At 58.5% G+C, this 26874-nt stretch carries 23 protein-coding genes; 5 read left to right on the forward strand and 18 right to left on the reverse strand.

Features of this window, described 5'->3' with window-relative positions; translation table 11 throughout:
- Positions 1 to 169: 169 nt before the first annotated feature.
- The 5 genes from pssA to MLC59_RS19960 all read right to left on the reverse strand — a co-directional run bounded on the left by pssA (position 170) and on the right by MLC59_RS19960 (position 4959).
- Positions 170 to 982, reverse strand: coding sequence for a CDP-diacylglycerol--serine O-phosphatidyltransferase (gene pssA / locus MLC59_RS14680; RefSeq protein ID WP_248235674.1), 813 nt, complete (start codon positions 980 to 982; stop codon positions 170 to 172).
- A 132-nt stretch (positions 983 to 1114) separates the two neighbouring features.
- Positions 1115 to 2131: a ketol-acid reductoisomerase gene (gene ilvC / locus MLC59_RS14685; protein WP_248235675.1), complete on the reverse strand. Its 1017-nt coding sequence runs from the start codon at positions 2129 to 2131 to the stop codon at positions 1115 to 1117.
- Positions 2132 to 2192: 61 nt separating this feature from the next.
- On the reverse strand, positions 2193 to 2684 hold the full coding sequence (ilvN, locus tag MLC59_RS14690; protein WP_248235676.1) for an acetolactate synthase small subunit: 492 nt from the start codon (positions 2682 to 2684) through the stop codon (positions 2193 to 2195).
- A gap of 2 nt (positions 2685 to 2686) precedes the next feature.
- Positions 2687 to 4405 (reverse strand): acetolactate synthase 3 large subunit, encoded by a 1719-nt coding sequence (locus MLC59_RS14695; protein WP_248235677.1) that lies wholly within the window; start codon positions 4403 to 4405, stop codon positions 2687 to 2689.
- Between the two features lie 431 nt (positions 4406 to 4836).
- Complete coding sequence (locus MLC59_RS19960) at positions 4837 to 4959, reverse strand: hypothetical protein (RefSeq protein WP_282451015.1); 123 nt, start codon at positions 4957 to 4959, stop codon at positions 4837 to 4839.
- On the opposite strand from MLC59_RS19960, the gene MLC59_RS14700 reads away from it, so the two are divergent.
- The gene (locus tag MLC59_RS14700; RefSeq protein WP_248235678.1) at positions 4958 to 5422 is read left to right on the forward strand and encodes a DUF4124 domain-containing protein; all 465 of its coding nucleotides are present in this window, start codon (positions 4958 to 4960) and stop codon (positions 5420 to 5422) included. The genes MLC59_RS19960 and MLC59_RS14700 overlap by 2 nt on opposite strands.
- Before the next feature lie 77 nt (positions 5423 to 5499).
- On the opposite strand, the gene clpB is transcribed toward MLC59_RS14700, so the two are convergent.
- The 3 genes from clpB to rluD all read right to left on the reverse strand — a co-directional run bounded on the left by clpB (position 5500) and on the right by rluD (position 9973).
- On the reverse strand, positions 5500 to 8076 hold the full coding sequence (gene clpB, locus MLC59_RS14705) for an ATP-dependent chaperone ClpB (RefSeq protein WP_248235679.1): 2577 nt from the start codon (positions 8074 to 8076) through the stop codon (positions 5500 to 5502).
- Between the two features lie 186 nt (positions 8077 to 8262).
- Positions 8263 to 9006: a peptidoglycan editing factor PgeF gene (gene pgeF / locus MLC59_RS14710; RefSeq protein WP_248235680.1), complete on the reverse strand. Its 744-nt coding sequence runs from the start codon at positions 9004 to 9006 to the stop codon at positions 8263 to 8265.
- The gene (rluD, locus tag MLC59_RS14715) at positions 8996 to 9973 is read right to left on the reverse strand and encodes a 23S rRNA pseudouridine(1911/1915/1917) synthase RluD (protein WP_248235681.1); all 978 of its coding nucleotides are present in this window, start codon (positions 9971 to 9973) and stop codon (positions 8996 to 8998) included. The genes pgeF and rluD overlap by 11 nt, the downstream gene beginning before the upstream one ends.
- 256 nt (positions 9974 to 10229) lie before the next feature.
- Here rluD and MLC59_RS14720 point away from each other — a divergent pair, with 256 nt between their 5' ends.
- Positions 10230 to 11063, forward strand: coding sequence for an outer membrane protein assembly factor BamD (locus tag MLC59_RS14720; protein WP_248235682.1), 834 nt, complete (start codon positions 10230 to 10232; stop codon positions 11061 to 11063).
- 21 nt (positions 11064 to 11084) lie between these two features.
- Here MLC59_RS14720 and MLC59_RS14725 read toward each other — a convergent pair whose 3' ends face one another.
- Positions 11085 to 12749, reverse strand: coding sequence for an NAD+ synthase (locus MLC59_RS14725; protein ID WP_248235683.1), 1665 nt, complete (start codon positions 12747 to 12749; stop codon positions 11085 to 11087).
- Positions 12750 to 12881: 132 nt separating this feature from the next.
- Here MLC59_RS14725 and MLC59_RS14730 point away from each other — a divergent pair, with 132 nt between their 5' ends.
- The 3 genes from MLC59_RS14730 to MLC59_RS14740 all read left to right on the forward strand — a co-directional run bounded on the left by MLC59_RS14730 (position 12882) and on the right by MLC59_RS14740 (position 16647).
- Positions 12882 to 14528, forward strand: a complete 1647-nt coding sequence (locus MLC59_RS14730; protein WP_345799784.1) for a sensor histidine kinase — start codon at positions 12882 to 12884, stop codon at positions 14526 to 14528.
- Between the two features lie 22 nt (positions 14529 to 14550).
- Positions 14551 to 15942, forward strand: coding sequence for a sigma-54-dependent transcriptional regulator (locus tag MLC59_RS14735; RefSeq protein ID WP_248235684.1), 1392 nt, complete (start codon positions 14551 to 14553; stop codon positions 15940 to 15942).
- Positions 15943 to 16065: 123 nt separating this feature from the next.
- Positions 16066 to 16647: a GspH/FimT family pseudopilin gene (locus tag MLC59_RS14740; RefSeq protein WP_248235685.1), complete on the forward strand. Its 582-nt coding sequence runs from the start codon at positions 16066 to 16068 to the stop codon at positions 16645 to 16647.
- A 51-nt stretch (positions 16648 to 16698) separates the two neighbouring features.
- Here MLC59_RS14740 and MLC59_RS14745 read toward each other — a convergent pair whose 3' ends face one another.
- The 9 genes from MLC59_RS14745 to fkpB form a co-directional block, all read right to left on the reverse strand.
- Entirely contained in the window at positions 16699 to 17112 is a 414-nt protein-coding gene (locus MLC59_RS14745; RefSeq protein WP_282451016.1) for a type IV pilin protein, read from the reverse strand.
- A 74-nt stretch (positions 17113 to 17186) separates the two neighbouring features.
- Positions 17187 to 20813 carry a pilus assembly protein gene (locus MLC59_RS14755; RefSeq protein ID WP_248235686.1) on the reverse strand — a complete coding sequence of 1209 codons (3627 nt, stop codon included), beginning with the start codon at positions 20811 to 20813 and terminating at the stop codon, positions 17187 to 17189.
- Between the two features lie 48 nt (positions 20814 to 20861).
- The gene (locus MLC59_RS14760; RefSeq protein WP_248235687.1) at positions 20862 to 21344 is read right to left on the reverse strand and encodes a pilus assembly PilX family protein; all 483 of its coding nucleotides are present in this window, start codon (positions 21342 to 21344) and stop codon (positions 20862 to 20864) included.
- On the reverse strand, positions 21341 to 22525 hold the full coding sequence (locus MLC59_RS14765; RefSeq protein WP_248235688.1) for a PilW family protein: 1185 nt from the start codon (positions 22523 to 22525) through the stop codon (positions 21341 to 21343). The genes MLC59_RS14760 and MLC59_RS14765 overlap by 4 nt, the downstream gene beginning before the upstream one ends.
- A complete protein-coding gene (locus MLC59_RS14770; protein ID WP_248235689.1) occupies positions 22497 to 23750 on the reverse strand; it encodes an IS256 family transposase in 1254 nt (417 codons plus the stop codon). Before MLC59_RS14770 ends, MLC59_RS14765 begins: the two co-directional genes overlap by 29 nt.
- A gap of 101 nt (positions 23751 to 23851) precedes the next feature.
- Complete coding sequence (pilV, locus tag MLC59_RS14775; RefSeq protein ID WP_248235690.1) at positions 23852 to 24334, reverse strand: type IV pilus modification protein PilV; 483 nt, start codon at positions 24332 to 24334, stop codon at positions 23852 to 23854.
- Positions 24331 to 24861: a GspH/FimT family pseudopilin gene (locus tag MLC59_RS14780; RefSeq protein WP_248235691.1), complete on the reverse strand. Its 531-nt coding sequence runs from the start codon at positions 24859 to 24861 to the stop codon at positions 24331 to 24333. The genes pilV and MLC59_RS14780 overlap by 4 nt, the downstream gene beginning before the upstream one ends.
- Positions 24862 to 25369: 508 nt before the next feature.
- Entirely contained in the window at positions 25370 to 26320 is a 951-nt protein-coding gene (gene ispH / locus MLC59_RS14785; RefSeq protein WP_248235692.1) for a 4-hydroxy-3-methylbut-2-enyl diphosphate reductase, read from the reverse strand.
- A 99-nt stretch (positions 26321 to 26419) separates the two neighbouring features.
- Positions 26420 to 26872 (reverse strand): FKBP-type peptidyl-prolyl cis-trans isomerase, encoded by a 453-nt coding sequence (gene fkpB / locus MLC59_RS14790; protein WP_248235693.1) that lies wholly within the window; start codon positions 26870 to 26872, stop codon positions 26420 to 26422.
- Between the last annotated feature and the right edge of the window lie 2 nt (positions 26873 to 26874).

Here is a 26874-nt window from a genome sequence, read left to right on the forward strand (position 1 = left end):
CTTCCGGTTCCGCCGTCGCCGGCGTTCCCTGTCGAAGTGGGGCGCATTCTACAGCCCCACCGATTTCTGTCAACGACGTTTTTGAACTTTTTTATGTGGATTTCGGTTTGCCGCTATAAGACCGCTGGTTTGGCGACCACATCGGCCAGTTTTCGATCGATCTGGACAATCAACGCTCAACCGGATGGCGGCGTCCCTGACGGAACAACGAACGTACCGGTCCTGACAGGGTGTAAATCAGGAACGCACTGAACAGCACAGTACCCGGATCCAGGGCCACTACGACAAACATCAGTACTACAAGCAGGATGGCAGCAAACGGCACCCGTCCACGCATATCCAGGTCCTTGAAACTGTTATAGAGGATATTGGAGACCATCAGCACCCCCGAGCCACCGACCACCACGATGGTCAGTGCAGTCAGCCACCCTGAGGGCTCCCAGCTGTGGAAGCACCAGACCAGGCCAGCCACCACGGCCGCGGCTGACGGACTTGGCAGCCCCACGAAGTATTTCTTGTCTACCGAGCCGATCTGGGTATTGAACCGGGCCAGACGCAGGGCCGCACCTGCTACGTAGATAAAGGTAATAGCCCAGCCAACCTGGCCCAGACTGTTGAGAGACCAGAAAAAGGCAACCAGCCCCGGCGCCACGCCAAACGCCACCATATCCGCCAGGCTGTCATACTCCTCACCAAACTTGCTCTGGGTATTGGTCATCCTTGCTACCCGGCCATCCAGGCCGTCCAGCACCATGGAGACAAAAATGGCAATGGCAGCATTGGCAAACATTCCGTTGGCCGCGGAAACGATGGCGTAGAATCCGGAAAACAGCGACGCCGTAGTCAGTGAGTTGGGTAGAAGATAGATACCCCGACGCCTGACCCGGGCTCCTTCGACCACCTCTTCTTCTTCCACCTCTCCCGGTAGCGTTTCGTCCCGCTCAGTAGCTGCCACTTTCGGGTCGTGCTTTTCGTCGCTCATGTAACCGATTCCGTAATGGATGAAGTTGTCAGTATACCCCCCAAGGGGCGGCCGCAAAAAATTGGGCAGCCCCTGAACGCAAAACGCGGCCACCAGGGCCGCGCTTTGCAAAGGTCAATGACTGATCGGGGATCAGTTCTTGTCCTTGTCCACGATCTTGTTCGCAGAAATCCAGGGCATCATGGAGCGCAGCTTTTCGCCAACAACTTCAATGGGATGCTCGGCATTCTGGCGACGGCGGGCAGTCATGGACGGGTAGTTCAGCGCGCCTTCGGAGATGAACATCTTGGCGTACTCGCCACTCTGGATACGCTTAAGCGCATTGCGCATGGCTTCACGGGACTGGTCGTTGATCACTTCCGGCCCGGTCACGTACTCGCCATACTCCGCGTTGTTGGAGATGGAGTAGTTCATGTTGGCGATGCCGCCCTCGTACATCAGGTCCACAATCAGCTTCAGTTCGTGCAGACACTCGAAGTAGGCCATTTCAGGCTCGTATCCGGCTTCCGTCAGGGTTTCGAACGCAGCCTTCACCAGCTCCACAGTACCGCCACACAGGACTGCCTGCTCACCGAACAGGTCAGTTTCGGTCTCGTCCTTGAAGGTGGTTTCGATGATACCGGTGCGGCCGCCGCCGATGCCGCTGGCATAGGACAGGGACAGGTTCTTGGCGTTGCCGGACGCGTCCTGGAAGATGGCGATAAGATCAGGGATACCGCCGCCACGCTCGAACTCGGTACGCACGGTGTGGCCCGGTGCCTTGGGGGCCACCATGATCACGTCCAGGTCCTTGCGCGGAACGATCTGGTTGTAGTGGATGGCAAAGCCGTGGGCGAACGCCAGGGTGGCGCCTTCCTTCAGGTTGGGCTCGATCTGGGACTGGTACAGTTCCGCCTGGTACTCGTCCGGGGTCAGAACCATGACCACGTCGGCTGCAGCAACCGCAGTCGGTACGTCAGCAGTCTTCAGGCCGTAGGCTTCAGCCTTGGCGATGGAGGAAGAACCGGGGCGCAGACCTACAGTGACATCCACGCCGGATTCCTTCAGGTTGCACGCGTGGGCATGCCCCTGGGAACCGAAGCCGAGAATGGCCACTTTCTTGCCCTGGATAATGGAAAGATCGCAATCCTTATCGTAATAAACCTGCATAGTAACCTCTGTCTAGATTTGACCCTGCCATCACAGGGCCTGAATGAAAAACCTGGAACACTCAGAGACTGAGCACTTTTTCGCCACGAGCGATCCCGGACACACCCGAGCGCACTACCTCCAGCACACCGGTGGTACCGACAGCCTGGATAAAGGCGTCCAGCTTGTCGCTTCTGCCCGCCAGTTGCACCGTGTAAACGGTACTGGTTACGTCCACGATCTGGCCCCGGAAGATGTCCACGGTGCGCTTGATCTCGGCCCGTTGGGCACCGGTGGCCTTCAGCTTGATGAGCATGAGCTCCCGCTCGATATGGGCGCCCTCGGTCAGATCCACCAGCTTAACCACCTCGATCAGCTTGTTGAGCTGCTTGGTGATCTGCTCAATGACCTTGTCAGAGCCGGTAGTGGTCACCGTCAGCCGGGACAGGGTCTCATCCTCGGTAGGCGCAACCGTCAGGGTCTCGATGTTGTAGTTGCGCTGGGAGAACAGCCCGACAACCCGGGACAGGGCCCCCGGCTCGTTTTCCAGCAATACAGAAATGATTCGACGCATGATCACACCCTCTCCGTCTTGCTGAGCCACATGTCTTTCATGGCACCACGGGCCACCTGCATCGGGTAGACGTGCTCGAACCGGTCCACATAGATGTCCAGGAATACCAGTTTGTCCTTCATGGCCAGGGCTTCTTTCAGCTTGGGCTCAAGGTCTTCCTTGCGCTCAATACGGATGCCCACGTGACCATAGGCCTCAGCCAGCTTGATGAAGTCCGGCAGGGATTCCATGTAGGACTGGGAATGACGGGACTCGTAGTTCATGTCCTGCCACTGCTTGACCATGCCCAGCGCCTGGTTATTCAGGTTGATAATCTTGACGGGCAGGTCGTACTGACTACAGGTAGACAGTTCCTGGATGTTCATCTGGATACTGCCCTCACCGGTGATGCACAGTACCTCATCGTCCGGATAGTTCAGCTTGACGCCCATGGCCGCCGGAAGGCCAAAGCCCATGGTGCCCAGGCCACCGGAGTTGATCCACCGGTTGGGCTTGTCGAACTTGTAATACTGTGCTGCAAACATCTGGTGCTGGCCAACATCGGAGGTCACATAGGCCTCGCCATTGGTCAGCCGGTGCAGCATCTCGATCACTTCCTGCGGCTTGATGGCCTCATCACTGGTTTCATAGCGCATGCCGTGGAAGGCACGCCAGTCGTCAATCTGCTTCCACCAGGACTTGAGGGCATCGGCGTCCGGATCCTGCCTGGCCTCCTTGACCATGCCGATCATCTCACGCAGCACCGCATCCACCGGACCGACAATAGGTACGTCCGCCTCTACCGTCTTGGAGATCGAGGCCGGATCAATGTCGATATGGATGATGCGTGCCCCGGGACAGAACTTCTCGGTGGCATTGGTGACCCGGTCATCGAATCGGGCGCCCACCGCAAGGATCAGGTCCGAGTGGTGCATGGCCATATTGGACTCATAGGTGCCATGCATACCCAGCCAGCCCAGGTGCTGCTTGTCAGATGCCGGATAGCAACCGATCCCCATCAGGGTATTGGTAATCGGGTAGCCCAGGGTCCGGGTCAGCTCGGTGAGCTGCTCGGTGGCCTTGCCCAGGATGACCCCGCCACCGGCGTAGATAATGGGTCGCTTGGCGGCCAGCAACATGTCCACGGCCTTGCGGATCTGGCCGGTGTGGCCACGGACCGCCGGGTTATAGGAACGCAGCTTGACCTTGTTCGGGAAGGCATACTCGTAACGCTCGTTCGGCGTGGTCATATCCTTGGGGATATCCACCACCACCGGGCCAGGACGGCCGGTTGAAGCAATGTAGTAAGCCTTGCGGATAATTTCGGGAATCTCCTCCGGGTGACGCACAGACAGGTTGTGCTTCACTACCGGGCGTGAGACGCCGATCATGTCCGTTTCCTGGAAGGCGTCTTCACCGATCAGGGTAGACGCTACCTGTCCGCACAGAACCACCATGGGAATGGAATCCATAAAGGCGGTGGCAATGCCGGTAATTGTGTTGGTGGCTCCAGGACCCGAGGTCACCAGTACGGTACCTGGTTTACCGGATGCGCGGGCGTAGCCGTCGGCCATGTGGACCGCCGCCTGCTCGTGGCGCACCAGGATGTGCTTGACTTTGTCCTGCCTGAACAGCGCATCATAGATATGAAGCGCTGCACCACCGGGATAGCCATAGATGTACTCTATACCCTCATCCTGCAAGGAGCGGATGAGCATATCGGCACCAGACAATAACTCCACGTGATTTACCCTCTATAAACGAGTGAATGTTACGGGAATCCTCCCGAATTGCCTGGATGCCCCGTGCCATGCCTCTTTTGAAGGCCGGCCTGGGCGTTCCGCCACACCATGTCTGACAGAGGTTGTCTCCTGGACAGCCCGGCTCCTGAGGGTTCCGGAACAGGGCCAGTCAACGGGTTGCCAGGATATAAGCGCTTTGCTGATACAAAAAGGCAACCGCCTGCACCCGGGGTACAGGAAGTACAGTGTGGTATTCAACGGGGGTTACTGCTCGGGATTGCCTGCCGTATTGACCCCTGCTTTCAGGCAACCTGTAATTTTGACAGCGGGAATGTATCTGTCAATAGAAATGGTGCCGTTACCCCCTCAAACTGGAAAAAAGCTGCAATTCCTGCCCCGGAACCCGGTCCCGTCCCTGGGTGCCTGCTGGTTCACACATTCGGCGCCGAACCGGGAAAACCTTTGCCCACCATGGCATGATTCGCTTTAATGAACGGGTTATAGTCGGTCAGACGTGGCCGGCCCGCCAGTTTTACCTCAAGGACTTCAGACATGACTCGACGCCTTATTTTGGTCACCCTGCTAGCGCTGCTCGCCCCCTCCCTGAGCACAGCCGATTCGGTGTACCGATGGACTGACGAGAATGGCGTGGTGCACTTTGGCGACCGGGAGCCGGTAGGTCGCGCGGCAGACCGCGTCAACGTCCGCTCAGGCACTGCCACCAGCAGCCCGCAACGCAAGTCACCCCAGGAACAGCTAAAAGCGCTGGATGAGCGACAGGCCGACAGGGAGCGCAACGAAAAGGAAACCGCAGTTGAGGAAGCCCGCCGCAAGCAGCGGCAAGCCCGTTGTGACGCTGCCCGGGCAAACCTGCAGGCGGTCAACAGCAACGCCCGTGTCCGCGTGATAGGTGCCGACGGCGAGCAGCGTTACCTCACACCGGAAGAAATCCAGGAAAAACGCGCCGAGTTCGAAGCCATTGTCGAGGAAACCTGCGACGGCGGCTCCGAATCCTGAACCAACCCGCGCCGTCTATCCGGCCACAAAAAACGGGAGCCCGGAAGCTCCCGTTTTTTTGTGACGCCCCGCCCGGGTCAAGCCTTGGTGAACACCAACTGGTGATCCTGAACACTACCGCGAATCACGTCGCCGGAGACGAACTCGCCCTGCAGCAGCTTCTGGGCCAGCGGGTTCTCGATCATCCTCTGGATCGCTCGCTTCAGCGGCCGTGCACCGTAGACCGGATCGTAGCCAACTTCCGCCAGTAACTCCATGGCGTCCTCGTCGAGCTCCAGCCTCATATCCTGTTCCTTCAGGCGCTTGCTGAGCGACTGGATCTGGATGCTGGCAATGCCGCGAATCTGGCCCTCCGCCAACGGATGGAACACCACCACTTCGTCAACCCGGTTGATGAACTCGGGACGGAAATGGGTACCCACCACCTCCATGACAGCACCCTTCATGGCCTCGTAGTTCTCCTCACCCGCCTTCTGCTGGATGATGTCGGAACCCAGGTTCGAGGTCATCACAATCACCGTATTCCGGAAGTCCACGGTACGGCCCTGACCATCGGTAAGGCGGCCATCGTCGAGGACCTGCAGCAGGACGTTGAAGACGTCCGGGTGCGCCTTTTCAACCTCATCCAGTAACAGCACCGAGTATGGCCGGCGACGAACGGATTCGGTCAGGTAGCCACCCTCCTCATAACCGACATAGCCCGGAGGTGCGCCGATCAGGCGCGCGACGGAGTGTTTCTCCATGAACTCGGACATGTCGATACGCACCATGGCTTCCTCGGTGTCAAAGAGGAAAGACGCCAGCGATTTACACAGCTCGGTCTTGCCCACACCCGTCGGCCCCAGGAACAGGAACGAGCCATTTGGCCGGTTGGGGTCTGACAGCCCGGCACGGGAACGGCGCACCGCATTGGCGACCGCTTCGACAGCCTCATCCTGGCCGATAACCCGCTCATGGAGGGCCTCTTCCATGCGCATCAGCTTGTCCCGCTCACCTTCAAGCATCTTGGATACCGGGATACCGGTCCACTTGGCCACCACCTCGGCGATTTCCTCGTCGGTGACCCGGTTGCGCAGCAGCCTCATTTCCATCATCTCGGCCTGGCTGGCCATGTCCAGCTGACGCTCCAGCTCGGGAATCGTGCCGTACTGCAGCTCGGACATCTTGCCCAGGTCCCCTGCCCGGCGGGCGTTCTCCAGGTCGATCCGTGCCTGCTCCAGCTGGCTCTTGATCTTCTGTGACCCGTGCAGCGCTGCTTTCTCGGTATTCCAGACCTCTTCGAGGTCGGCGTATTCCCGCTCGACACCGGTGATGACGTCGGACAACTCCTGCAGACGCTTTTTCGACGCTGCATCGCTCTCCTTCTTGAGGGCTTCCCGCTCAATCTTGAGCTGGATCAGCCTCCGCTCAAGGCGGTCCAGGGCTTCTGGCTTGGAGTCCATCTCCATGCGGATCTGACTCGCTGCCTCGTCCACCAGGTCAATGGCCTTGTCCGGTAACTGGCGGTCTGCAATGTAGCGGTGGGACAGCTTGGCCGCCGCAATAATGGCACCGTCGGTGACCTCTACACCGTGGTGAACTTCATAGCGCTCCTTCAGGCCACGGAGAATGGCAATGGTGTCTTCCTCTGAGGGCTCGCTGACCAGCACTTTCTGGAAGCGACGTTCCAGGGCCGCATCTTTCTCGATGTTTTCCCGGTATTCGTCCAGGGTGGTGGCACCCACGCAGTGAAGCTCGCCACGGGCCAGGGCGGGCTTGAGCATGTTGCCCGCATCCATGGAGCCCTCTGCCTTGCCCGCACCCACCATGGTGTGGATCTCGTCGATAAACAGGATGATCTGGCCTTCCTGCTTGGACAGCTCGTTGAGCACAGCCTTCAGGCGCTCTTCGAACTCACCGCGGAACTTGGCACCGGCAATCAGGGAACCCATATCCAGGGACAGCACCTTCTTGTCCTTCAGGCCGTCCGGCACTTCGCCATTAACGATGCGCTGGGCAAGGCCTTCCACGATGGCGGTCTTGCCGACACCGGGTTCACCGATCAGAACCGGGTTGTTCTTGCGGCGACGCTGCAGGACCTGGATGGTGCGGCGGATTTCATCATCCCGTCCGATCACCGGGTCCAGCTTGCCAGCCTCGGCCCGCTCGGTAAGGTCGATCGTGTATTTCGAAAGGGCCTGGCGATTTTCCTCGGCGCCGGCATCGTTGACGGCCTCGCCACCACGAACCTCGTCGATAGCCTTCTCCAGGTTTTCCTTGGAGACGCCCTGCTCCTTCAGTACGCGACCAAGGGTGCCCCGACTGTCCAGCGCCGCCAGCAGCATCAACTCGCTGGATATGAACTGGTCGCCACGCTGCTGGGCCAGCTTGTCAGCCAGGTTGAACAGGCGCCCCATATCATTGGACATGGAGACATCACCGGCAGAGCCCTTCACTTCCGGAAGGTTTTCGATTTCCCGGGCGATAGCCTGCCGAACACGGCCTGGCTCGGCGCCCGCCTGCTTCAGCAGCGGCTTGATAGAGCTGCCTTCCTGGTCCAGCAGCACCTGCATGAGGTGCACAGGCTCAATGAAATTGTGATCCTTGCCAACCGCAAGGGATTGGGCATCCGCAAGGGCGGTCTGCAGTCGGCTGGTCAGTTTATCGATTCGCATGTTTTATAGTCCCCGATTCAATGTCCGGATGTCGCAACCCTTCAGGGGTTAACCGGCGACAATCCTGTTTGCGTTGACATTGAATGTAGGGGCTGGTTGACGGACTTCAAGGTAGGAGAGCAAGAAAGTGTCAGAAAATTGACGGACGTCATCTGAAAAGGGCCGGGTGACGGCAAACGCGGGGGGTCAGCTGTTCAGCCAGATACAACTGGCCATTCGCCCGGTCTGTCCATCCCGGCGGTAGGAGAAGAAGCGTTCCGACTCGGTAACGGTACAGAACCCGCCCCCGAAGATACGGGTCACCCCGAGGCGCCCCAACCGGAACCGGGCCAGTCCGTAGATATCCGCCAGAAAATGGCCGGGCCGCTGTGGCGACATGGTGAAAAAGCGGTCCGCTTCGCGGCTGTCTGCCAGAAACTGCTCCCGCACTTCCGGCCCCACTTCGAACTGCTCCGGCCCGATCGCCGGCCCAAGCCAGGCCATGACCTCGCGGGATTCAGGAAACATTCGAACCGTGTTTTCCAGAACGCCATCAGCAAGGCCACGCCAGCCGGCATGGGCGGCCGCCACGCGGGTACCAGCCTGTTCACAGAAAAGTACTGGCAGGCAGTCTGCGGTCAGAATAGCGCAGACCTGCCCGGGGGCACTGGTCACCGCGGCATCGGCCATTTGATCACTGCCAGGCAGCAGGACTACATCCTTGCCATGCACCTGCTGGAGCCAGTGAAAGTTTTCGGGTTCCAGGTGGGCCCAGTGGGCCACTCGCCGACGATTCTCCAGCACATCTCCGTGGTTATCACCCACATGGTCACCCAGGTTCAGTGACTCCCAGGGGCCAGAGCTCACCCCACCGGTCCGGGTCGTGCACAGGGCCTGCACACCGGACGGCGCGGGCCAGTCCGGATGCAATAGCGGCAGATCAGAACTCACGGCTTTCCAGCTCCCGGGCGTGCTTGCGCAGCGCGGCCAGCAGGTTTTCAAAGTCTTCCGGCAGGGGCACCTCCCAGCTCAGGGTTTCACCGGTTGCCGGATGCTCCAGGGTCAGTTGGCGGGCGTGCAGGGCCTGGCGCTGAAACGCCGCCAGGACCTCTCTGAGTTCATCGGTGGTTCCTTTTGGCAGCCTCAGCCGACCACCGTATAGCGGATCCCCCACCAGCGGATGGCGCACATGGGCCATGTGAACCCGTATCTGATGGGTGCGGCCGCTCTCCAGCTTGCAGCGAACGTGGGTATGGGCGGCGAATCGTTCCACCAGCCGGTAATGGGTCACCGCCGGCTTTCCGGTAGGTACCACGGCCATCTTCTTGCGCTCCCTGGGGTGACGCCCGATAGGCGCGTCCACCGTAGCCCCGCCCGTCAGCTCGCCCACCACCACGGCTTCGTATTCCCGGCCCATGGTGCGGGTTTGCAGCTGGTCCACCAGCGAGGTGTGCGCAATCAGGCTACGGGCCACCACCATAATGCCGGAGGTGTCCTTGTCCAGCCGGTGTACGATGCCCGCCCGGGGCAGGTTTTCAACCTCCGGTGCATAGTTCAGCAATGCGTTGACCAGGGTCCCGTCCGCATGGCCGGCGGCCGGATGGACCACCAGACCCGCCGGTTTGTTGATGACCAGCAGGTGCTCGTCTTCGTAGACCACATCCAGTTCAATGGACTGGGCCTGCCATTCCACCTGGACTTCGGGCTCCGCATCCAGTGCGATGCGGTCGCCCATCATAACCTTGTCCCGAGGCTTGCACTGCTTGCCATTAAGCGTCAGGTTGCAGCCCTTGATCCACCCCTGCAGGCGGGAGCGGGAGTGCTCTGGCATCAGCTCAGCCACGGCCTGGTCCAGGCGACGATCAGAGAGTTCGTGAGGCACCTCGAAAGACGCTTGTATTCGGGAATGTTCGGTCATACTGGCCCCGGGCCGTTACGGGCGCTGAAACATCATCGAAACCGGCATGGGTTGCCATGGTTTGCGCGCACCTGGTGAATAGTCAGTCTGGCACTGTATTATCAAGCCATGTTATCAAGCCATGCCCCTCGGGCATTGGCCTGTTTACCTCATGTTCAGCTTAAACACTGCACAATGGCAAACAAGGTCGTTACAATGGCCAACTTCCGTTATCCGTAAGGATAACCGGTAATCAGTCATTATACGGGATTCAGGCATGAGATCAGGTTTTCGTTGTACATTGCTGGCCGCCACTCTGATTCTGGGCGCCTGCGCGTCAACCCCGGAGGAACAGGACGTTCTGCCGGAAGAAGCCTATTACGACAACGCCCGCAAGGCCATGAACTCCGGCAACTTCAATGAAGCCGAGAGCAACCTGGACCAGCTGGAAACCTACTACCCGTTCGGCCGCTACGCTGAGCAGGCCCAGCTGGACCTGATCTACGCCCGGCACCAGAACCTCGACCTGGAAGGCGCCCGCAGTGCGGCGGACCGCTTCCTGCGCCTGAACCCGCAAAGCGAGCACGCTGACTACGCCCTGTACATGCGTGGCCTGGCGTCCTATAACCTGGATGTGGGACTGGCAACCCGTTACCTGGGTGTAGACCCCACCGACCGGGACCCGGGTGAGCAACGGCAGGCCTTCCAGGATTTCTCTCAGCTGCTTGATCGCTATCCAGACAGCCAGTACGCCCCCGACGCCCGCCAGAGAATGATCGCCATCCGCAATCGCCTGGCGGAGCTGGAACTCCACGCGGCACGCTACTATATCCGCCGCCAGGCTTACATGGCCGCCAATAACCGCGCCAGGTACGTGGTAGAGAATTTCCCTGAATCCCCTTCTACCGAGGAAGCCCTGATCCTGATGGCGGAAACCTACGAGGCACTGGAACTGGACGATGCAGCCAGGGATGCGGTACGCCTGCTGGCTGTGAACCACCCGGAGAGCGAAGCCTTCGACGACAACATGCGCTTCCAGGGGCGTGACCTTACCCCTGAGAACCGGACGTTGCTGAACGTGATGACCTTCGGGCTGCTCGGGCGGGAATAACCCCGCCCGGAACCACGCCGCTCAGTTGCCGATTTTCCAGCCGTTGGTGATGGGATAACGCCGGTCCTTGCCGAACCCCCTTTCGGTAATGCGGACTCCAATCGGGGCCTGCCGGCGCTTGTATTCGTTGATATCAACCAGTCGCACCACACGCTCCACATCCTGCCGCTCAAAACCTTCCGCTATGATGGCTTCAGCGCTGAAATCCCGCTCCACATACAGGTTCAGAATCTGGTCGAGCACATCATAGCCCGGCAGGCTGTCTTCATCTTTCTGGTCGGGCGCCAGCTCGGCCGAGGGCGGGCGAGTAATTACCCGCTCAGGGATTACCGGGCTGATGGTATTGCGGTAGCGGGACAGCCGGAAGACGTCGGTCTTGGGTACGTCCTTCAGCACGTCAAAGCCACCTGCCATATCGCCATACAGGGTCGAATAACCCACGGCGAGCTCACTCTTGTTACCGGTGGTCAGCACCAGTGAGCCAAACTTGTTGGACAAAGACATCAGCAGCACGCCCCGCAGGCGGGCCTGCAAGTTCTCTTCGGTGGTGTCCGGCGTGGTGCCCGCAAACGGTTTTTCCAGCGCGGCCATAAAGCTGTCGTACATAGGCTCAATAGAGAACACGTCATAGCGCACCCCCAGTGCTTTCGCTTCCGCCTCCGCATCCTCCAGGCTTATGGAAGAGGTGTAGCGAAACGGCATCATCACGGCATGCACACGGTCCGCACCAAGGGCATCCACGGCAATGGCCAGGGTAAGCGCCGAATCAATACCCCCGGAAAGGCCCAGCACCACCGAACGGAACCCGTTCTTGTTCACATAGTCGCGGACACCCAGTACCAGCGCCTTGTAAACGTTCTCTTCCATGGAAGGCTCAGGCGGGCGGGGCCGGGATACGGGCTGGCAGTGGTGATCACAGATAAACTCAACCGGGTAAAGCCCCTCATCAAACTGGGGCGCCTCTACCGCCAGTGCGCCGGAATGATCGTAGGCCAGGGAGCCACCATCGAAGACCAGCTCATCCTGCCCTCCGAGCAGGTTTACATACACGATGGCCAGCCCGTTATCCCGGGCCTTGCCTTCCAACAGCGCCTTGCGACGGGCCTGCTTGCCGATATCGTAGGGGGAGGCGTTGAGGTTGATCAGCAACCGGGCACCGGCCTCCGCCGCCTGCTCTGCCGGGCCATCACTCCAGATATCCTCACAAACCGTCAGCCCTATCGGCACGCCCCGGAAATCAACGACACAGGGGCCGGAGCCGGCCGCAAAATAGCGTTTTTCATCAAACACCTGGTAATTGGGGGGGAACTGCTTGAAATAGGTGGCGGCGATCTCACCCTGATCGATCAGCACAGCGGCGTTATACAATAAGCCCCCCTGCCGCACCGGGGCGCCGATAATACAGCCTGCAGCCAGGTTTGCCTGCTGTAACGACGCCAGTGCCTCCGCTACCCTCAGGTCCAAGCTGGGACGCAGCAGCAGGTCCTCCGGCGGGTAACCGGTGAGGCAGAGTTCCGGAAACACAACCAGATCTGCGCTATGCTCCCGCTCAGCCCTGCGGACCGCATCAATGACCAGCCGGGCATTGCCGGGTATATCACCAACCAGAAAATCCATCTGCGCCATGACCACGGTCAGTTTCCGTGCGGTCTGGCCTGTTGCTGTTGACCCTGGCTGCTGAGACATGCGCCCGCTCCTGTAACCTGTTGCTGTGAAAAGGCTATTATAGGAGTCTGCGCGGTGTAATAAAGGGATTGCTGCCGCAGTCACTCATGGAAGGCCGTTTTAACCCACTGCCAGACTGCAGAGAGACCCCATTTGAGCGACCCGTCTGTCGACATGGCCAGCACGACCCGCCGGATTGACCGACGGGGAGCACCTACCCAGTCCCGCCGGCTGTTCCGGGTGTACAACCTGTACCGGATTGTGATCAGCCTGGTGCTGACCGGGCTGCTGTTTGTGGACCCGACCCAACTTAACCAGCCCCTGCGCCTGGCGGCCTATTACCAGGTCGGTGTGTTGGGCTACCTGATGCTCAACATCGGCATCGGACTGATGCTGGTGGGTGGGCTTAACCCAAGCCAGCGCCAGATCACCCTGTCGGTGTTGCTGGACATCCTGGTTATTCATCTTTTGCTGTTCAGCAGCTCCGGAATCACCAACGGCCTGGCCAACCTGATCATTATTTCGGTGGCAGCGGGGAACATCCTGACCCCCAGCCGCATGGGGATTTTCTATGCCGCCCTCGCAGCCATCTGCTCCCTTACTGTCGCCGGGTGGGGTGTCATGGTGCACGGGGACAGCGTAGACAACATTGTCAGGGCGGGCTCACTGGGTATCCTCTACTTTGGCGCTGCACTGATCCTCCAGTCGGTTACCCGCCGCATGCAGCGCAGCGAAGCCCTGGCAGACTCCAGGGCCCGCAGTATCATCGAGCTGGAAAAGATCAACGAGCAGATCATCCAGCGCATGCGTACAGGGATCGTGGTGACCGACCAGGATGGCCGAATCCGCCTTGCCAATGCCGCCGCCGAGGAGTTGCTGTTCGGCATCACCGGGTACCGTGGGCACCAGAGCCGTGTGTTACCAGTAGCGTTACTGGAAGGCCTGGGAGCCTGGCAAAAGGACCCCCGGAAACGACCCGAACCCTGCCAGATACAGCCGGCATCGCCCATGATCCAGGCAAGTTTTACCCGCCTGGATGAAGAGAGCAGCGACCTGGTACTGGTGTTCATCGAAGACCTCAGCAAGGTCACCCAGCAGGCCCAGCAAATGAAACTTGCGTCACTGGGGCGGCTGACTGCCGGGATTGCCCACGAGATCCGCAATCCCCTCGGCGCCATCAGCCACGCAGCGCAGTTAATGAGCGAGTCAGGCGACATTGCTGAGCCCGATCAGCGCATGCTGGACATCATCCAGCGGCACTCGGTCCGCGTAAACGGCATTATCGAGAACGTGCTGGACCTGTCCCGCCGCCGCCAGGCAGATGCCCGCCTGATTGACCTGGACCAGTGGCTCACCGACTTCGTCCGGGACTATCAGCAGTCCACCAGCCACCACAACGGCGAGCCACCCACGATCACCCTGGACCTGGCCCCTGACCTGCCCGCCGCCCGGTTCGACAAAAGCCAGATCGAACAGGTGCTGACGAACCTTTGCGACAACGGACTACGCTACAGCAAGCGACACACCGGAACGGCCACCCTCACCCTTCGGGCCAGCGCCACCAGTGACGGCGAGCGAGCCTACATCGACGTGGAAGACCAGGGCCCCGGTATTGCAGAAGCGCACCGCCATTCGGTGTTCGAACCCTTCTTCACCACTGACAAGAGCGGCACGGGCCTGGGCCTTTACCTGGCGCGGGAGCTTTGCGAAACCAACCAGGCCCACCTGGCCCTGCTTGAAGGCGACGGGCAAGGCTGTTGTTTCCGGATCACCTTTGCCCCGTCCGGCCGACTGATATGAAAAACAGAAAGGATGTAACCCTATGACCACCCATACCGCGCTGATTGTGGATGACGAGCCGGATATCCGCGAATTGCTGGAAATCACCCTGGTGCGCATGGGCATTGCTACCCGCTCGGCCCCGGACCTGGCCACGGCGCGTGAACTGCTGGCGGCAGAGCCGGCCCACCTGTGCCTTACCGACATGAACCTGCCGGACGGCAACGGCATCGACCTGGTGGCCTGGATCCAGGAGCACCGACCGGAAACCCCTGTGGCAGTGATTACCGCCTACGGGAACATGGATACCGCCATCGAGGCCCTGAAGGCCGGCGCCTTCGACTTTGTCAGCAAACCGGTGGAACTGCCCCGCCTGCGGGAACTGGTGAACAGTGCCCTGAAGCTGTCGGAGCCGGAACGACAGGAGATCCAGCAGGCCGACGAACCCGGCCTGCTGCTGGGTAACTCCCGGGAAATCCAGCGCCTTCGCGGCCAGACACGGAAACTCGCCCGAAGCCAGGCGCCGGTGTTTATCAGCGGTGAATCCGGTAGTGGTAAAGAGCTGGTCGCCCGTATGATCCATATGCAGGGCCCACGCAGCGAAGCCCCGTTTGTGGCGGTAAACTGCGGCGCAATTCCCTCCGAACTGATGGAAAGCGAATTCTTCGGCCACCGCAAGGGCAGCTTTACCGGCGCCAACGAGAACAAGGACGGCCTGTTCCGCAGTGCCAGTGGCGGCACCCTGTTCCTGGACGAAGTGGCCGACCTGCCCCTGGCCATGCAGGTGAAACTGCTGCGGGCCATCCAGGAAAAAGCCGTGCGCCCCGTTGGCGAATCACGGGAAGTACCGGTGGATATCCGCATTCTGAGCGCCACCCACAAGAACCTGCCGGAACTGGTCAAAGACGGCAGCTTCCGTCAGGACCTGTTCTATCGCATCAACGTCATTGAACTGGCCGTGCCGCCACTGCGGGAACGTCCGGATGACATCCCGCTGCTGGCCAACCACATCCTCGAACGCATCGCCCGTGAATACGAGTGTCCTCCCGCGCGGCTCAGCCACGCTGCCCTGAACTATCTGAAGGACTACGTCTTCCCGGGCAATGTCCGGGAGCTGGAGAATATCCTGGAGCGGGCATTTACCCTGTGTGACTCGGAAGTGATCGATACGGATGACCTGCACATAGGCACGCCGCCGGTCGACCTGCACCAGGAGCAACAGGCACCGGAAGCCAGTGGAACCGACAAAGATGAAGGGTTACCGCCTTTGCCTGATGGTGAAATAGACCTTGAACACTACCTGGAAACCATCGAACGCCAGGCGATTGAGAGAGCGCTTGAAGCAACCCGATGGAACAAAACCGCCGCAGCCAAGCGGCTGGGGATCAGTTTCCGGGCTTTGCGGTATCGGTTGAAGAAGTTGGGGATGGAGTAGATTAACCACGCTCACTTACATCGGGTCTGGCCGATCTCCTACAGCCATGAAGCCACCGTGACATTAAGGTAACGCCCGCCCAGGTCGAGGTCGGGTTACAACCATGTCAACGGAGGACACGGCGTGAATCACCGACCAGCAAGCCAGATTGGGGTTACCCTTTTAGAGTTGCTCATCACCATGGTCGTTCTGGCCATCATTATTTCCATTGCCGTTCCAGCAAGCGGCAAGTTGATCGAGCTCAACCAGGCGAAATCCGTCACCCGGCAAATCTACCGGGCAATCCAGTTTACCCGTGCGGAAGCCATCAAACGCGGCGAGAGCGTTGTACTCTGCCCTCTGGACAAGGACACCGGGGCGTGCACATCAGACTGGAACCAGGAGTTGATGAGTTTTGCCGACAGCAACGGTGATGGCACCCGGAACGCCTCAGAAAACATCCTGCTGACAGTGCCGGAAATACCTGCAGGCACGCTGCAAGCAAAGCCAGGCTTTCTGAAGATGGTCCGGTTCAACGGGCTCGGCTTCAGCCCAGGTGTTATGGGCAATCTCACCTATTGCCCAAGAGACGAAAACACGACCCCCACCGCGATACGTCGGCTGATCTTCACAATGAACGGTAGGACTCGTTGGGCACAGGATAAGGATAGTGATGGCGTGATTGAAGACAGTGGCGGGAGCCCTGTGTCCTGTTCAAATGCCTGAGCATGCCGCTAAGGGCTATCAAACGACCTCACCCGGAGCGCCCGACCCTGACTACCTCCAGCAGTCCGGGTCTCCAAACTCACTGGTCCTGGAGCCGGTTTCGTCGACTCTCAGCCAGCCGCAGTCATCTCCGGCCTGGCCACCAACCGGGTTAGCCTGCAGTACAAAGCTGTCGTCGGCGATGCTATCAAAACCGTAGTTATAGAAAGCTGCACCACCGTTTCGTGGTTGGGTCGTGAAGGGTAAAGTAGGTTTGACATTGCCCGGGCGATAGGTGTAACCGTTGGTGTACTGCCGCTCCATGAACTGGGCCAATTCCATCAGGTCAGCCTGGGCCGTTGTCCGACGAGTATTTTCAATATGACTCTGATAGCTGGGGTAAGCCACGGCAGCAATGATGCCGACAATGGCCACTACGATCATGAGCTCGATGAGGGTAAACCCCCGGTTGCTGACTTGCCTCATTACTTCTGCCCTAAATCAAGGTAGCTGGTGATAAAACAAAGCAGGAAAGGGACAGGGTGTCCCCTTCCTGCTTATTACCGCAGTTCTTCCCAGTTCTGGCGACCGAATCCCATATCGTTACCTTCGATGCACAGCGGACCGGTGCAAGGCGGCTCCTGCCCCGGTGCGGGGTCATCAGGATCGTCGTCGCCGGGATCCTGAGGATCCGGATCGACTACCGGTCCGTCATAGTCGTCACCGACCTCCACTATTTCGGAGTCCAGGACCCGGTCATTGCCGTTCTCGGATATGACAGTAATGCGCTCACCACTGAGAACCTCACATACACCGTTCACGATGTCGGATTCAGCAGCATCACTGAGGTCATACTTGCCATCCCGGTTGAGATCGAACACGTGATCGGCAGTCTTGCCGCCGGTTTTTACGTCAATATCCAGCACACAGCCAGTCTGGCCGGAGCCACAGGCATTGCTCTCGGGAATCAAAGTGCTGAAACGAACCCGCTTCACCGGATAGCCGGACGGGAAGGCCGCCAGACTGACCACCCGCTCGCCACTGACCGCATCCAGGTCGAGTACCCAACCCTTGTGTGAGTCACCAATCGCGTTGTCCGAAACCGTGCGGAGCACAACATCCTGCAGCTCTGATGTTGCGCCTGCCTTGACGGTGTACTCCACCGTTTTGTGACTGGTGATCTCCTGTTCCAGGAGGTCTTTCCGGGCGACTGATTTTGCCTTGCCGTCATCATAGATGCCGTAAAGACTTTGCACCCGAAGGTCACTCTTGTCACCGGTACGGAAATAGGCGCCGGTGCCGAACAGTACAATGACTTCAGAGGCATCACCACCAGGCACATAGGCCAGTCGTGGCGCTGCAGTAATGGGCTGTGCCTCCCCTGCTGCATTGGTAGCCGTAAAAAGCAGGTCGGGCTTGGAAGCACCGCCTTCAAGATTGAACCGCCAGATATTCCCCTGGAGATCCCCTGCGTATGCCCGAATGGCCTCACCCGTTTGAGGGTCTACCATGATCGCCGGGGTGGCGAGGCCGTTCGGATCGTCGGCATCGCCCGCACCCGTGCTGACCTTGCTGAGCAAAGTCCCGTTCGACAGGTCCACGACAAACAGCGCGGCTTCGTGGGATGTGGAGTTGTAACCGTTACCAAAAACAGCAACCGACTTTCCGGTATCGAGACGCACTATCTGGGCATCGCTGACACCACGCCCCAGTTCTGGATCGGTAAACTCCCAGAGTACATCACTGGAAGAGAAGTCTTGGGGGTCGGTCACGTCCAGGGCAAAGACGGTTTTGCCGCCGACACCGGTGGTACCAAGAAGGACGGTCTTCCATTCTCCACCGACATAGGCGTCGGCGATGGTCGGCGTGCCATCCACGAAGAAGCGGTGGTCATACTCCGGATCCATCAACTCGTTGACCGCCGCATAGGTTTTACCGGGTGCGGGGTTCAGGAATTCACCAGGCATGTACGCAAACAGCTCTGAACCGGTTTTCGCGTGGAACGCATGGAGGAAGCCATCGTTCGCCCCCACATAGATGGCGTCCGGGCGTTCGCGATAGTCCTCACTGGCGCGGAAAGTGGCGTAGGCCGTGCCTTCCGTACCTCCCAAACGCCGGTGGCCGAAATTGACCTTGCCGGCGTACTGGGGGTTGGAACCAATAATGTCCCCCAGCATGCGCGGACGGGTAACGGAGCTACCCTCCGCCTTGTGCGTACGTTCCCGGAAGTTCTCACCAGCACTGGTATCGCCACTCAACCAGCTGACCCGGTCCGCACCCAGGTCGTCGGCGCTTCCGTCCAGCGCTGTGTCCAGTGCATCCTTCTGGTCCGACGAAAGGTTATCGTAATCAAACGTTACGCCACCGGTCCCGGTGTGGGTGAAGAGCTTTCGGTTGTTGAAGCCCTTGGATTCCAGTTCCCGCTCGGCATCCCACATGAGCTGGCCACGGCCGCCTCCGGACAGGATACGGCTTGCCTGCAGTGCGCCGCTCCAGTCGGTTGAGCGGTAGCCTGCCGAATAGCTGAGCGAGCCCTCGCTGAACACTGCCGAACTGGCTGCGGCTGCGGTGGCGGATTGTTCAACCCGGCTAATGATTACTGACAGAACATCAGACAGTTCAGTCGCAAAGCTGTCCGGATCATCAACACTGAAAAAACCACCACGACTGTTTACAGCTGCATGCAGTAGGTCATCTACTTTAGCAGGTTCGCTGTCGTCAGGGTCTGGCCAGGTAAAACTGGGGTTATCTTTTCCGATTTCAGCAAACGGATCTGAGCCAGGGTAATTGATGGTACCGCTTACACCGAGACCCACACCAAACGTAACCATGTGTTGCCAAAAGGCAGGATTGACCCCGCTGGTCGGCACCTTGTTATCCAGGTCCGGCCGGAGATCCCGATTCCAGTAGTGCATTGCTACGTCAGCAAGTGTATTGGAATGGCTGTCCTCAAAGGGTGCAGCCGCTTTATAACCTTCATAGTCATCGATAGCATCGCCATCACTACCGTCGACATCACCCACACTCGGGCTGTTGCCACTCCAGTAGCCATCTGTCATAAGGATCGTAAATGACTGCCGACATTCAAGGTGCTTTGAAGAATTGTTTTCCCCAGGCTCGGCGCCCCACGGTCCCCGGTTATCCGTCCTTTCGAAGTATTCACCAGCTCGCTTTAACGCCAATCGTAATGGTGTACCTTCATTCGGCGTTTTATCAGTGTATAAGCTGGTGAAAAATTGCTCTCGATCACTACCCTTAAATGAGCGCACACCATTCACAATGGTACGAGTGGAAACGCCATCAACAGTGGAACTGCCTTTGTTAAGACGTCCATATCCTACTCTCATTCCTTCAGGCTGTTGCGAGAAGGCATTACCTATACCAGAGCGTGCAGCCAAGGTCCTCGAACGATAATAGGAAAACCAGTTGGCAAAGTTTTGAATTTCGTCCTCAACGCTTCTTGCAGGGGCATTTCCGAACTGGAGTGTTGATACCGACTCTTCACCCCCATCCCCTGCAGCAAGGTCTTTTCGGTATGCTATTTTATCCCGGATTTGGTACCGATAATAACTATCCCTATCCCATACATCACCACCGTTTTTCAGAACGTAATAGGTAATGGGCCAGTAATTTTTCGAATCACTTTCATAGTCATAATCGTTGCCACTATCATGCTCCACCCACCGATTGTAACTTTGCTCGGTAGTGAGATCCAGTGTAGCGGAGTTTGTCAAACCCGGGAAATAGGGGGCAGCGGTCGGATCAGAATCTGGCCATTGTGACCTGTCTCCCTTATACCAGGGCTCATAGGTCTTTTCCGGGTTGTAAAAAAACGGGTTATTGTGATTTGACCGGAAATATCGATTTCTTGGATTATTATCACTGAAATCGAAAATATTGTTCTCGTATATATTCTGCCCGTACATATCAGAAACGGGGGGGAAAAGGTAATCTGTACTGGAAGTATAAGGGCTCTCAGGCAACTCAAACTGCATAGACCCCGAGTCATCGATGATGAACATGATATTCGGCTCAACACCAGCGCTCAAAGATGGCGGGATATCGGCAATATCGACTGGATCAGCCAGTGCGGAATTCAGTGTCAAAACGGTGGCGATGCAAGAGGCAAGGCAATGCATTGACCTCTTGCCGATTAAAGCTTTTATTCTGTTTTGGACCTGTGCCATGGCTAATCTCCTGACTCAACTGGAAAGCTGACTGACCGCCACTTTCAGCTAAGGTTTAGGCATAAACGTAGACTGTAGAATAACCACCGAGGTTGAAGTACCACCCTCAGCGCGAGACGTTACGGCGAACCGGTCATAACAAGGTAATGAACCTTCAGGAGACGGCGGACAGTAATCGCCAAGCCAGCCCACATAATATTTTGGCTGGGATACAAGCTGCTCATCTCCGACAATCACGGGAAGGATGTTGTCTCCACCGCCGGCCCATGTTGCCGGGCTGTCGAGACGCTCATTTGTGAGTGCAGCCAATGGGTTAGCTGCCAACCAGTCCTCACCAACCTTCAGGGCGCTCTCACTGGCCTGAAAGGCAATGTTGCGATCCTGGAGGTTTGAGCTCATCCGCTCCTGTAAAACCGTACCTTGCATACTGCTGATGCCGATCAGGGAAATCAGCAGCAGCATTACCAGGGAAACGATCAGGGCACTGCCGGACTCACCACCGACGGCCGGGGTTCGCGGTGTCTTTATCATTGCATCCGATTCCTCAGGCCAATGGTGGTCGAAGCCACTACGCGGGCCAGCCTGTCCGTGGGGGTCGTGGCTTGCGTACCCACCAGGTTGAACGTACGGGTAATATCCTCACTGTTCGCATTACCTGCGCTACGAGCAATAAACGCGATACGAACGCTGCTAACATCCAGCCAGGACTTGGCTTCAATTTCATCCGCCGTTTTGTATTCACCCTTGAGCCCATAAACCACCTGCATGGACTCGATACCTTCGACCAGCTCCTGCGCAGGGACACCCGGAACCAAACTACGTATAAACAGTGAAGGGACACCGCTGGCACCTTCAGCGACGTAGTAGGCCTTTCTGGTGAATTGAGCCACCCTCGAACCGTCTTCATATTCCCTTAAGAATTTACTGCCTGGTTCATTACCAGGAGTAAAGCCAGAGCCTGCCATCGGGATAGACTTACCATTGGGTGAGTTAGCCTTCTGGAAGAGCTCCCCCCCGCCACACCCCGGGGTTATAGCCAGAATGATACTCCCCTGGGGGATGTTGGATGCGTTGGCAACTTTGAGGTTACCCGTGCTGTATCCTTCAATGACAATGGGCAAGTTAGTGAACGAATCGACCACCAATACATCGGAGCCCGTAATCAGTTTGGCGTCTTCGTCCGCCAGGTCACCAGGCAGGCTGTCTCCCCCAACCCCTTGCGCCCAATCCCCCCAACTCGTCGCGACGGTACTACTGATAGTAAGCGAATCGCCAACGCCGGTACCCTTCGCCTCCCAACCAGTGATACCGGTCCCCAGGAAAGCTGCTGTATCACCCTGTAGCTTGCTGTCGAGCAACAAAGGGTCCGGGTTACCGTCTTCGTCAATGCTGTTCGGAGGCAAACAGCTCATGCCGCCCGCACTGCGAAGTTCCCGCTGCAACATTGAAGTCGCAAAGCGAACGGTCTCCTGCACATGCGCAATGCCATCGGTAAGCCGATAGGTTTGACTTGTTCCCAGGTACACCTGGGTAACACCAAGGGTCAGGATCACCCCCAGCAACAGGGCGATCATCAGCTCGACCAGCGAGAGACCCGCCATTCGGGTTCTGTGAACGAAATTGGCTCGTTTAACCATCACACCCTCTACAGTATGAGTTATTGTCAAATCTGGTGTATGACCATCAGGCAGCGTTCCTGTCAGATTGATCATCCACCTGTATACCATCTCGAAACTGAGCGTTGTCCACGACCAGCTTCAGTTGGTCGAACCCCTTGATCCGTTTCCAGCGTTTCTGGGCGGACTGGAGCAGTTTGAACACCATCGATAACGTGGTGTCCCGGTTGCCACAGGATCGGCTCCGCTTGGTTCTGAGCCGTACTGTAGCGAAGGTGGATTCGATCGGATTGGTCGTCCGCAAGTGAATCCAGTGAATCGCTGGAAAATCGTAGAAGGCCAGCAGCTCATCACGATCCTTCTCCAGGTTTTCCATGGCCTTGGGGTACTTGTCCCGGAACCGCCGCAAAGCGCTGTCAAAAGCCTTGTGGGCGCTGTCACGAGTCTCGGCCAGGTAGATCTCATGCAAGGCTGACTTCACCTTCGGCTGCACCGATTTGGGCAGCTTGTCCAGCACGTTGGCCGTCTTGTGAACCCAGCACCGTTGATGGCGTGTGTCCGGAAATACCTTGCTCAGGGCCTTCCAGAAGCCCAATGCACCGTCACCAACAGCCAGCTTGGGCGAAGGTTCCAGGCCACGTTCGCGCAAGTCCGTGAGCAGCTCTCGCCAGCTGGCTTCGGACTCCCGGTGGCCGTCCTCAACAGCAACCAGCTCCTTGTGACCATGCTCGGTCACGCCGATGATCACCAGCAGGCAGAGTCGGTCATCCAAGCGGACGTTGCTGTACACGCCGTCTGCCCACCAGTACACATAGCGTTTCTGGCTCAGGTCCCGGCGCTGCCAGTCCTTGTGCTCATCAAGCCACTTCGCCTTGAGCCGAGAGACCGTGTTCGCCGACAACCCTTTGGCCTGCTCGCCAACCAGGGCGCTCAAGGCCTCCTGGAAGTCACCTGATGAAACCCCGCGCAGGTAGAGCCAGGGGATCAACTCCTCCAGACTCCGGGCCCGCTTCAGATACGGCGGCAGTAGCTGGCTGTTGAACCGGATGCCGGAACCGCTGCGATCCCGGACCTTGGGCACCTGGACCTCGACGTCGCCCACGCCGGTCTGAACGGTGCGCTTGGGCAAGTGTCCGTTGCGCACCACCGCCTTGCGACCATCAGGTGCCTTGAGGTCTTTATGCTGCTTCAACAGGCTGTCCAGCTCGGTCTCGATAGCCTGTGCAATGAGATCACGCGCACCCTGCTGGATCAGCTCGTGCAGCGGGTCGTTGGTGGCTACCTCTGGTTGTGAAAGAGCGTGCAGGTTAGACTTGGACATGGCGTATCGTTCCTCTGTTGGTTGTGATCGTCGCGGTGATCAACCAACAGGATACGCCACCTCTTCAGCCTGCTTCCATACACCAGAAATCACCATAACTCCTACAGTATCGAAGTCGCAGCAACTGGTTGCCCATCGGGATCTTGTCGCTTCCAGTCAACCCATACTGTGACTGCTCCGTTTGCGGCATTAACAAAGATCCTGCCCGTGGCTTCAGGCAGAACACAGGCGAGTTGGTTGCCCCACTCAGCAATATCGTTATCGACAACGCTTTTCGTGTTGTCCCAGGCAAAATCCGTGGCACAGTTAACATCCTCTGGCTTAATCTCGGTGCCGTCATAGCCAGCCACACTGCCCCCGTTCGCGCGGATTCGATCCAGCATGTCATAGGTCAGGAGAATTGCCTGGGTACGCTGCTCGGCGCCGTTGGTCATTTGACTGGATACGGACTGCATCGCCGCAATACCAAGGAGCCCCACGCCAAGGATCAAAACCGACACGAGCACTTCGATTAACGCTATGCCGGCCTGCTTAGCAGAGGCAGTGTCAGGGTGTACAGCCGTGGAAGTAAACGAACGCCTCATGTACACGCCTCCCCCGTCATCACTGATGCCCTCCCTCCATTGGATACAACCAGCTTCCGTTGCCTTAAATCACCTGTCGAGCACGAATCGGGCTGAAGCGTTATTTCTGGGTCAGCAGCGCCTACAGCGGGATCTGAGCGGAATCCTCGGCCATCGAAACTGATGCCTGCAAATCCATTGTCAGCCAACGTCAGAGCGCCCGGCTTTTCGAACGTTCGGACAAGGTCGTTCGCCGTTTCCGCCGCTTCGCAGTCTGCATGATCGCCTGCCGCCCCTACGACTACGCAATAGCCATCACTAAAACCACCCGGCTCCGGCTTCAAGGTCACCTCTATGCCGCGCTTGACCGCCTCTGTTCGCGCCAGGTTCACTGCACTCAACAGCGTGTTGGCCTGTGAGGTGACCCGGTTGTTTTCCATCAGGGTCCTGAACGACGGCACGCCAATGGACAGGATAATTGCAAGCACAGCGAGCGTGATCATTAACTCGACTAGCGTAAAACCGGAACTTCGATGTCTTCCGCGCATAGACCACTTCCATCATGACTTACCAAAAGATTAACCGCCGTCCATTTTGCCATCTATAGCCAGGCGATGAGCGGTTTTAGTTGGCGGATAAGCGGTTGGGGTTAGGGTTTGGGCGTGATCTGGATCACATGGCAGGCATGGGTAACGAAGAAGGACGTTGGTTCTGGTTGGAGGAGCGTTTGAAAGGCATCACTGGCTTCGTTTGATTCTGAGTTTGTCTGGGAGGGGCTGTTTTGTCATCCCACCCTTCGTCAGGCTCAGGGTGAACGGGGGGGTAGGCGAGCCTGGGTAAACCGGGGAGTTGGTGGGCCTGGGTGAACGGCGGCGCGCAAGCCCGGGGCGAACAGGGGAAATCAGGCTCAAGGTGAACGGGGGGATAGGCGAGCCTGGGTGAACCGGGGAGTTGGTGAGTCTGGGTGAACGGAGGAGTTGGTGAGCCTGGGTGAACGGGGGCCCGCAAGCCCGGGTTGGCAGGCTGGGGTTGAAGGTTCAGGCAGGCCGGGGCTGCCTAAACGTTCACCGCATCGATACGTAGCTCCTTGGGCATAGAGAAGACGATGTTTTCTTCCCGTCCGGCGATTTCCTCGGGGGCTGTGCCGCCCAGGTCCTGGAGGCGTTTGATGACGTCGTTGACCAGGACTTCCGGGGCAGAGGCGCCGGCGGTTACGCCGACGACGGTGCAGTTTTCCAGCCACGCCGGGTCGATCTGGGCGGCCTCGTCGATAAGGTAGGCCGGGGTGCCCATGCGTTCGGCCAGTTCCCGCAGGCGGTTGGAGTTGGAGCTGTTGGGGGAGCCTACCACCAGCATGAGGTCGCAGTCGCCGGCCAGCTGTTTGACGGCGTCCTGGCGGTTCTGGGTGGCGTAGCAGATGTCGTCCTTGCGGGGGCCTTCTATCTGCGGGAACTTGTCCCGAAGCGCATCAATAACCCGGGCGGTGTCGTCCATGGACAGGGTGGTCTGGGTAACGAAAGACAGTCCCTCAGGGTTTTTGACCTCAAGGCTGGCCACATCCGCCTCGTTTTCCACCAGGTAGATGTCGCCGCCGTTGCTGCGGTCGTACTGGCCCATAGTGCCCTCGACTTCCGGGTGGCCCTGGTGTCCAATGAGTATGCACTCGCGGCCGTCACGACTGTAGCGCATGACTTCCATGTGGACCTTGGTGACCAGCGGGCAGGTGGCGTCAAAGACTTTAAGGCCACGGTCGGCGGCTTCTTTCTGCACCGCCTGGGAGACGCCGTGGGCGCTGAAGATGACCAGGGTGTCGTCCGGAACCTCTTCCAGTTCGTCTACGAAGATGGCGCCGCGGTTGCGGAGGTCGTCTACCACGTATTTATTATGGACGACTTCGTGGCGAACGTAGATTGGCGCACCGAAGACCTCCAGGGCCCGGTTGACGATTTCTATGGCTCGGTCTACCCCGGCGCAGAAGCCGCGGGGGTTGGCTAGTCTGATTTGCATAGTGCCTTGGTTACTCGGGCCTGCTGGCTTGGGAGTCTGGCTTCGCTGCGGGGCGGTACTCTCCGCATCGAATCCTCGTAACTGGTTGCGAGTCGCCAACTAATGCGCTGTCGCAACAGGTTCAACGTCAATAATTTCTACCTCAAACACCAGTGTACGCCCCGCCAGCGGGTGATTGAAGTCCACGTCCACCTGGTCCCCTTCCACGCGGCTGACCACACCGGGTAATTCGCTCTGGCGGGCGTCGGCGAAGGAGATCATGACGCCGGGTTCAAGCACCATGTCGGCGCTGAATTCGTGGCGCTTGAAGGTTTGTACGTTGCTGGGGTTGTGCTGGCCGAAGGCTTTTTCCGGGGGGACTTCGAAGGTTTCCCGGTCGCCGGCCTTGAGGCCCATCAGATAGGCCTCGAAGTTTTCCGGCAGGTTTTCGTCGCCGATTTCCAGCCTGGCCGGCTCTTTTTCAAAGGTGGAGTCGATGACCTGGCCGTCGGTGAACTTGAGGGCGAAGTTGAGGGTCACCCGGGTTCCCTGGTCGATGGGCAGTTCTTTCATGG

The organism is Marinobacter bryozoorum, from assembly GCF_023156245.1.
In the GTDB taxonomy this organism is placed as follows: domain Bacteria; phylum Pseudomonadota; class Gammaproteobacteria; order Pseudomonadales; family Oleiphilaceae; genus Marinobacter; species Marinobacter bryozoorum.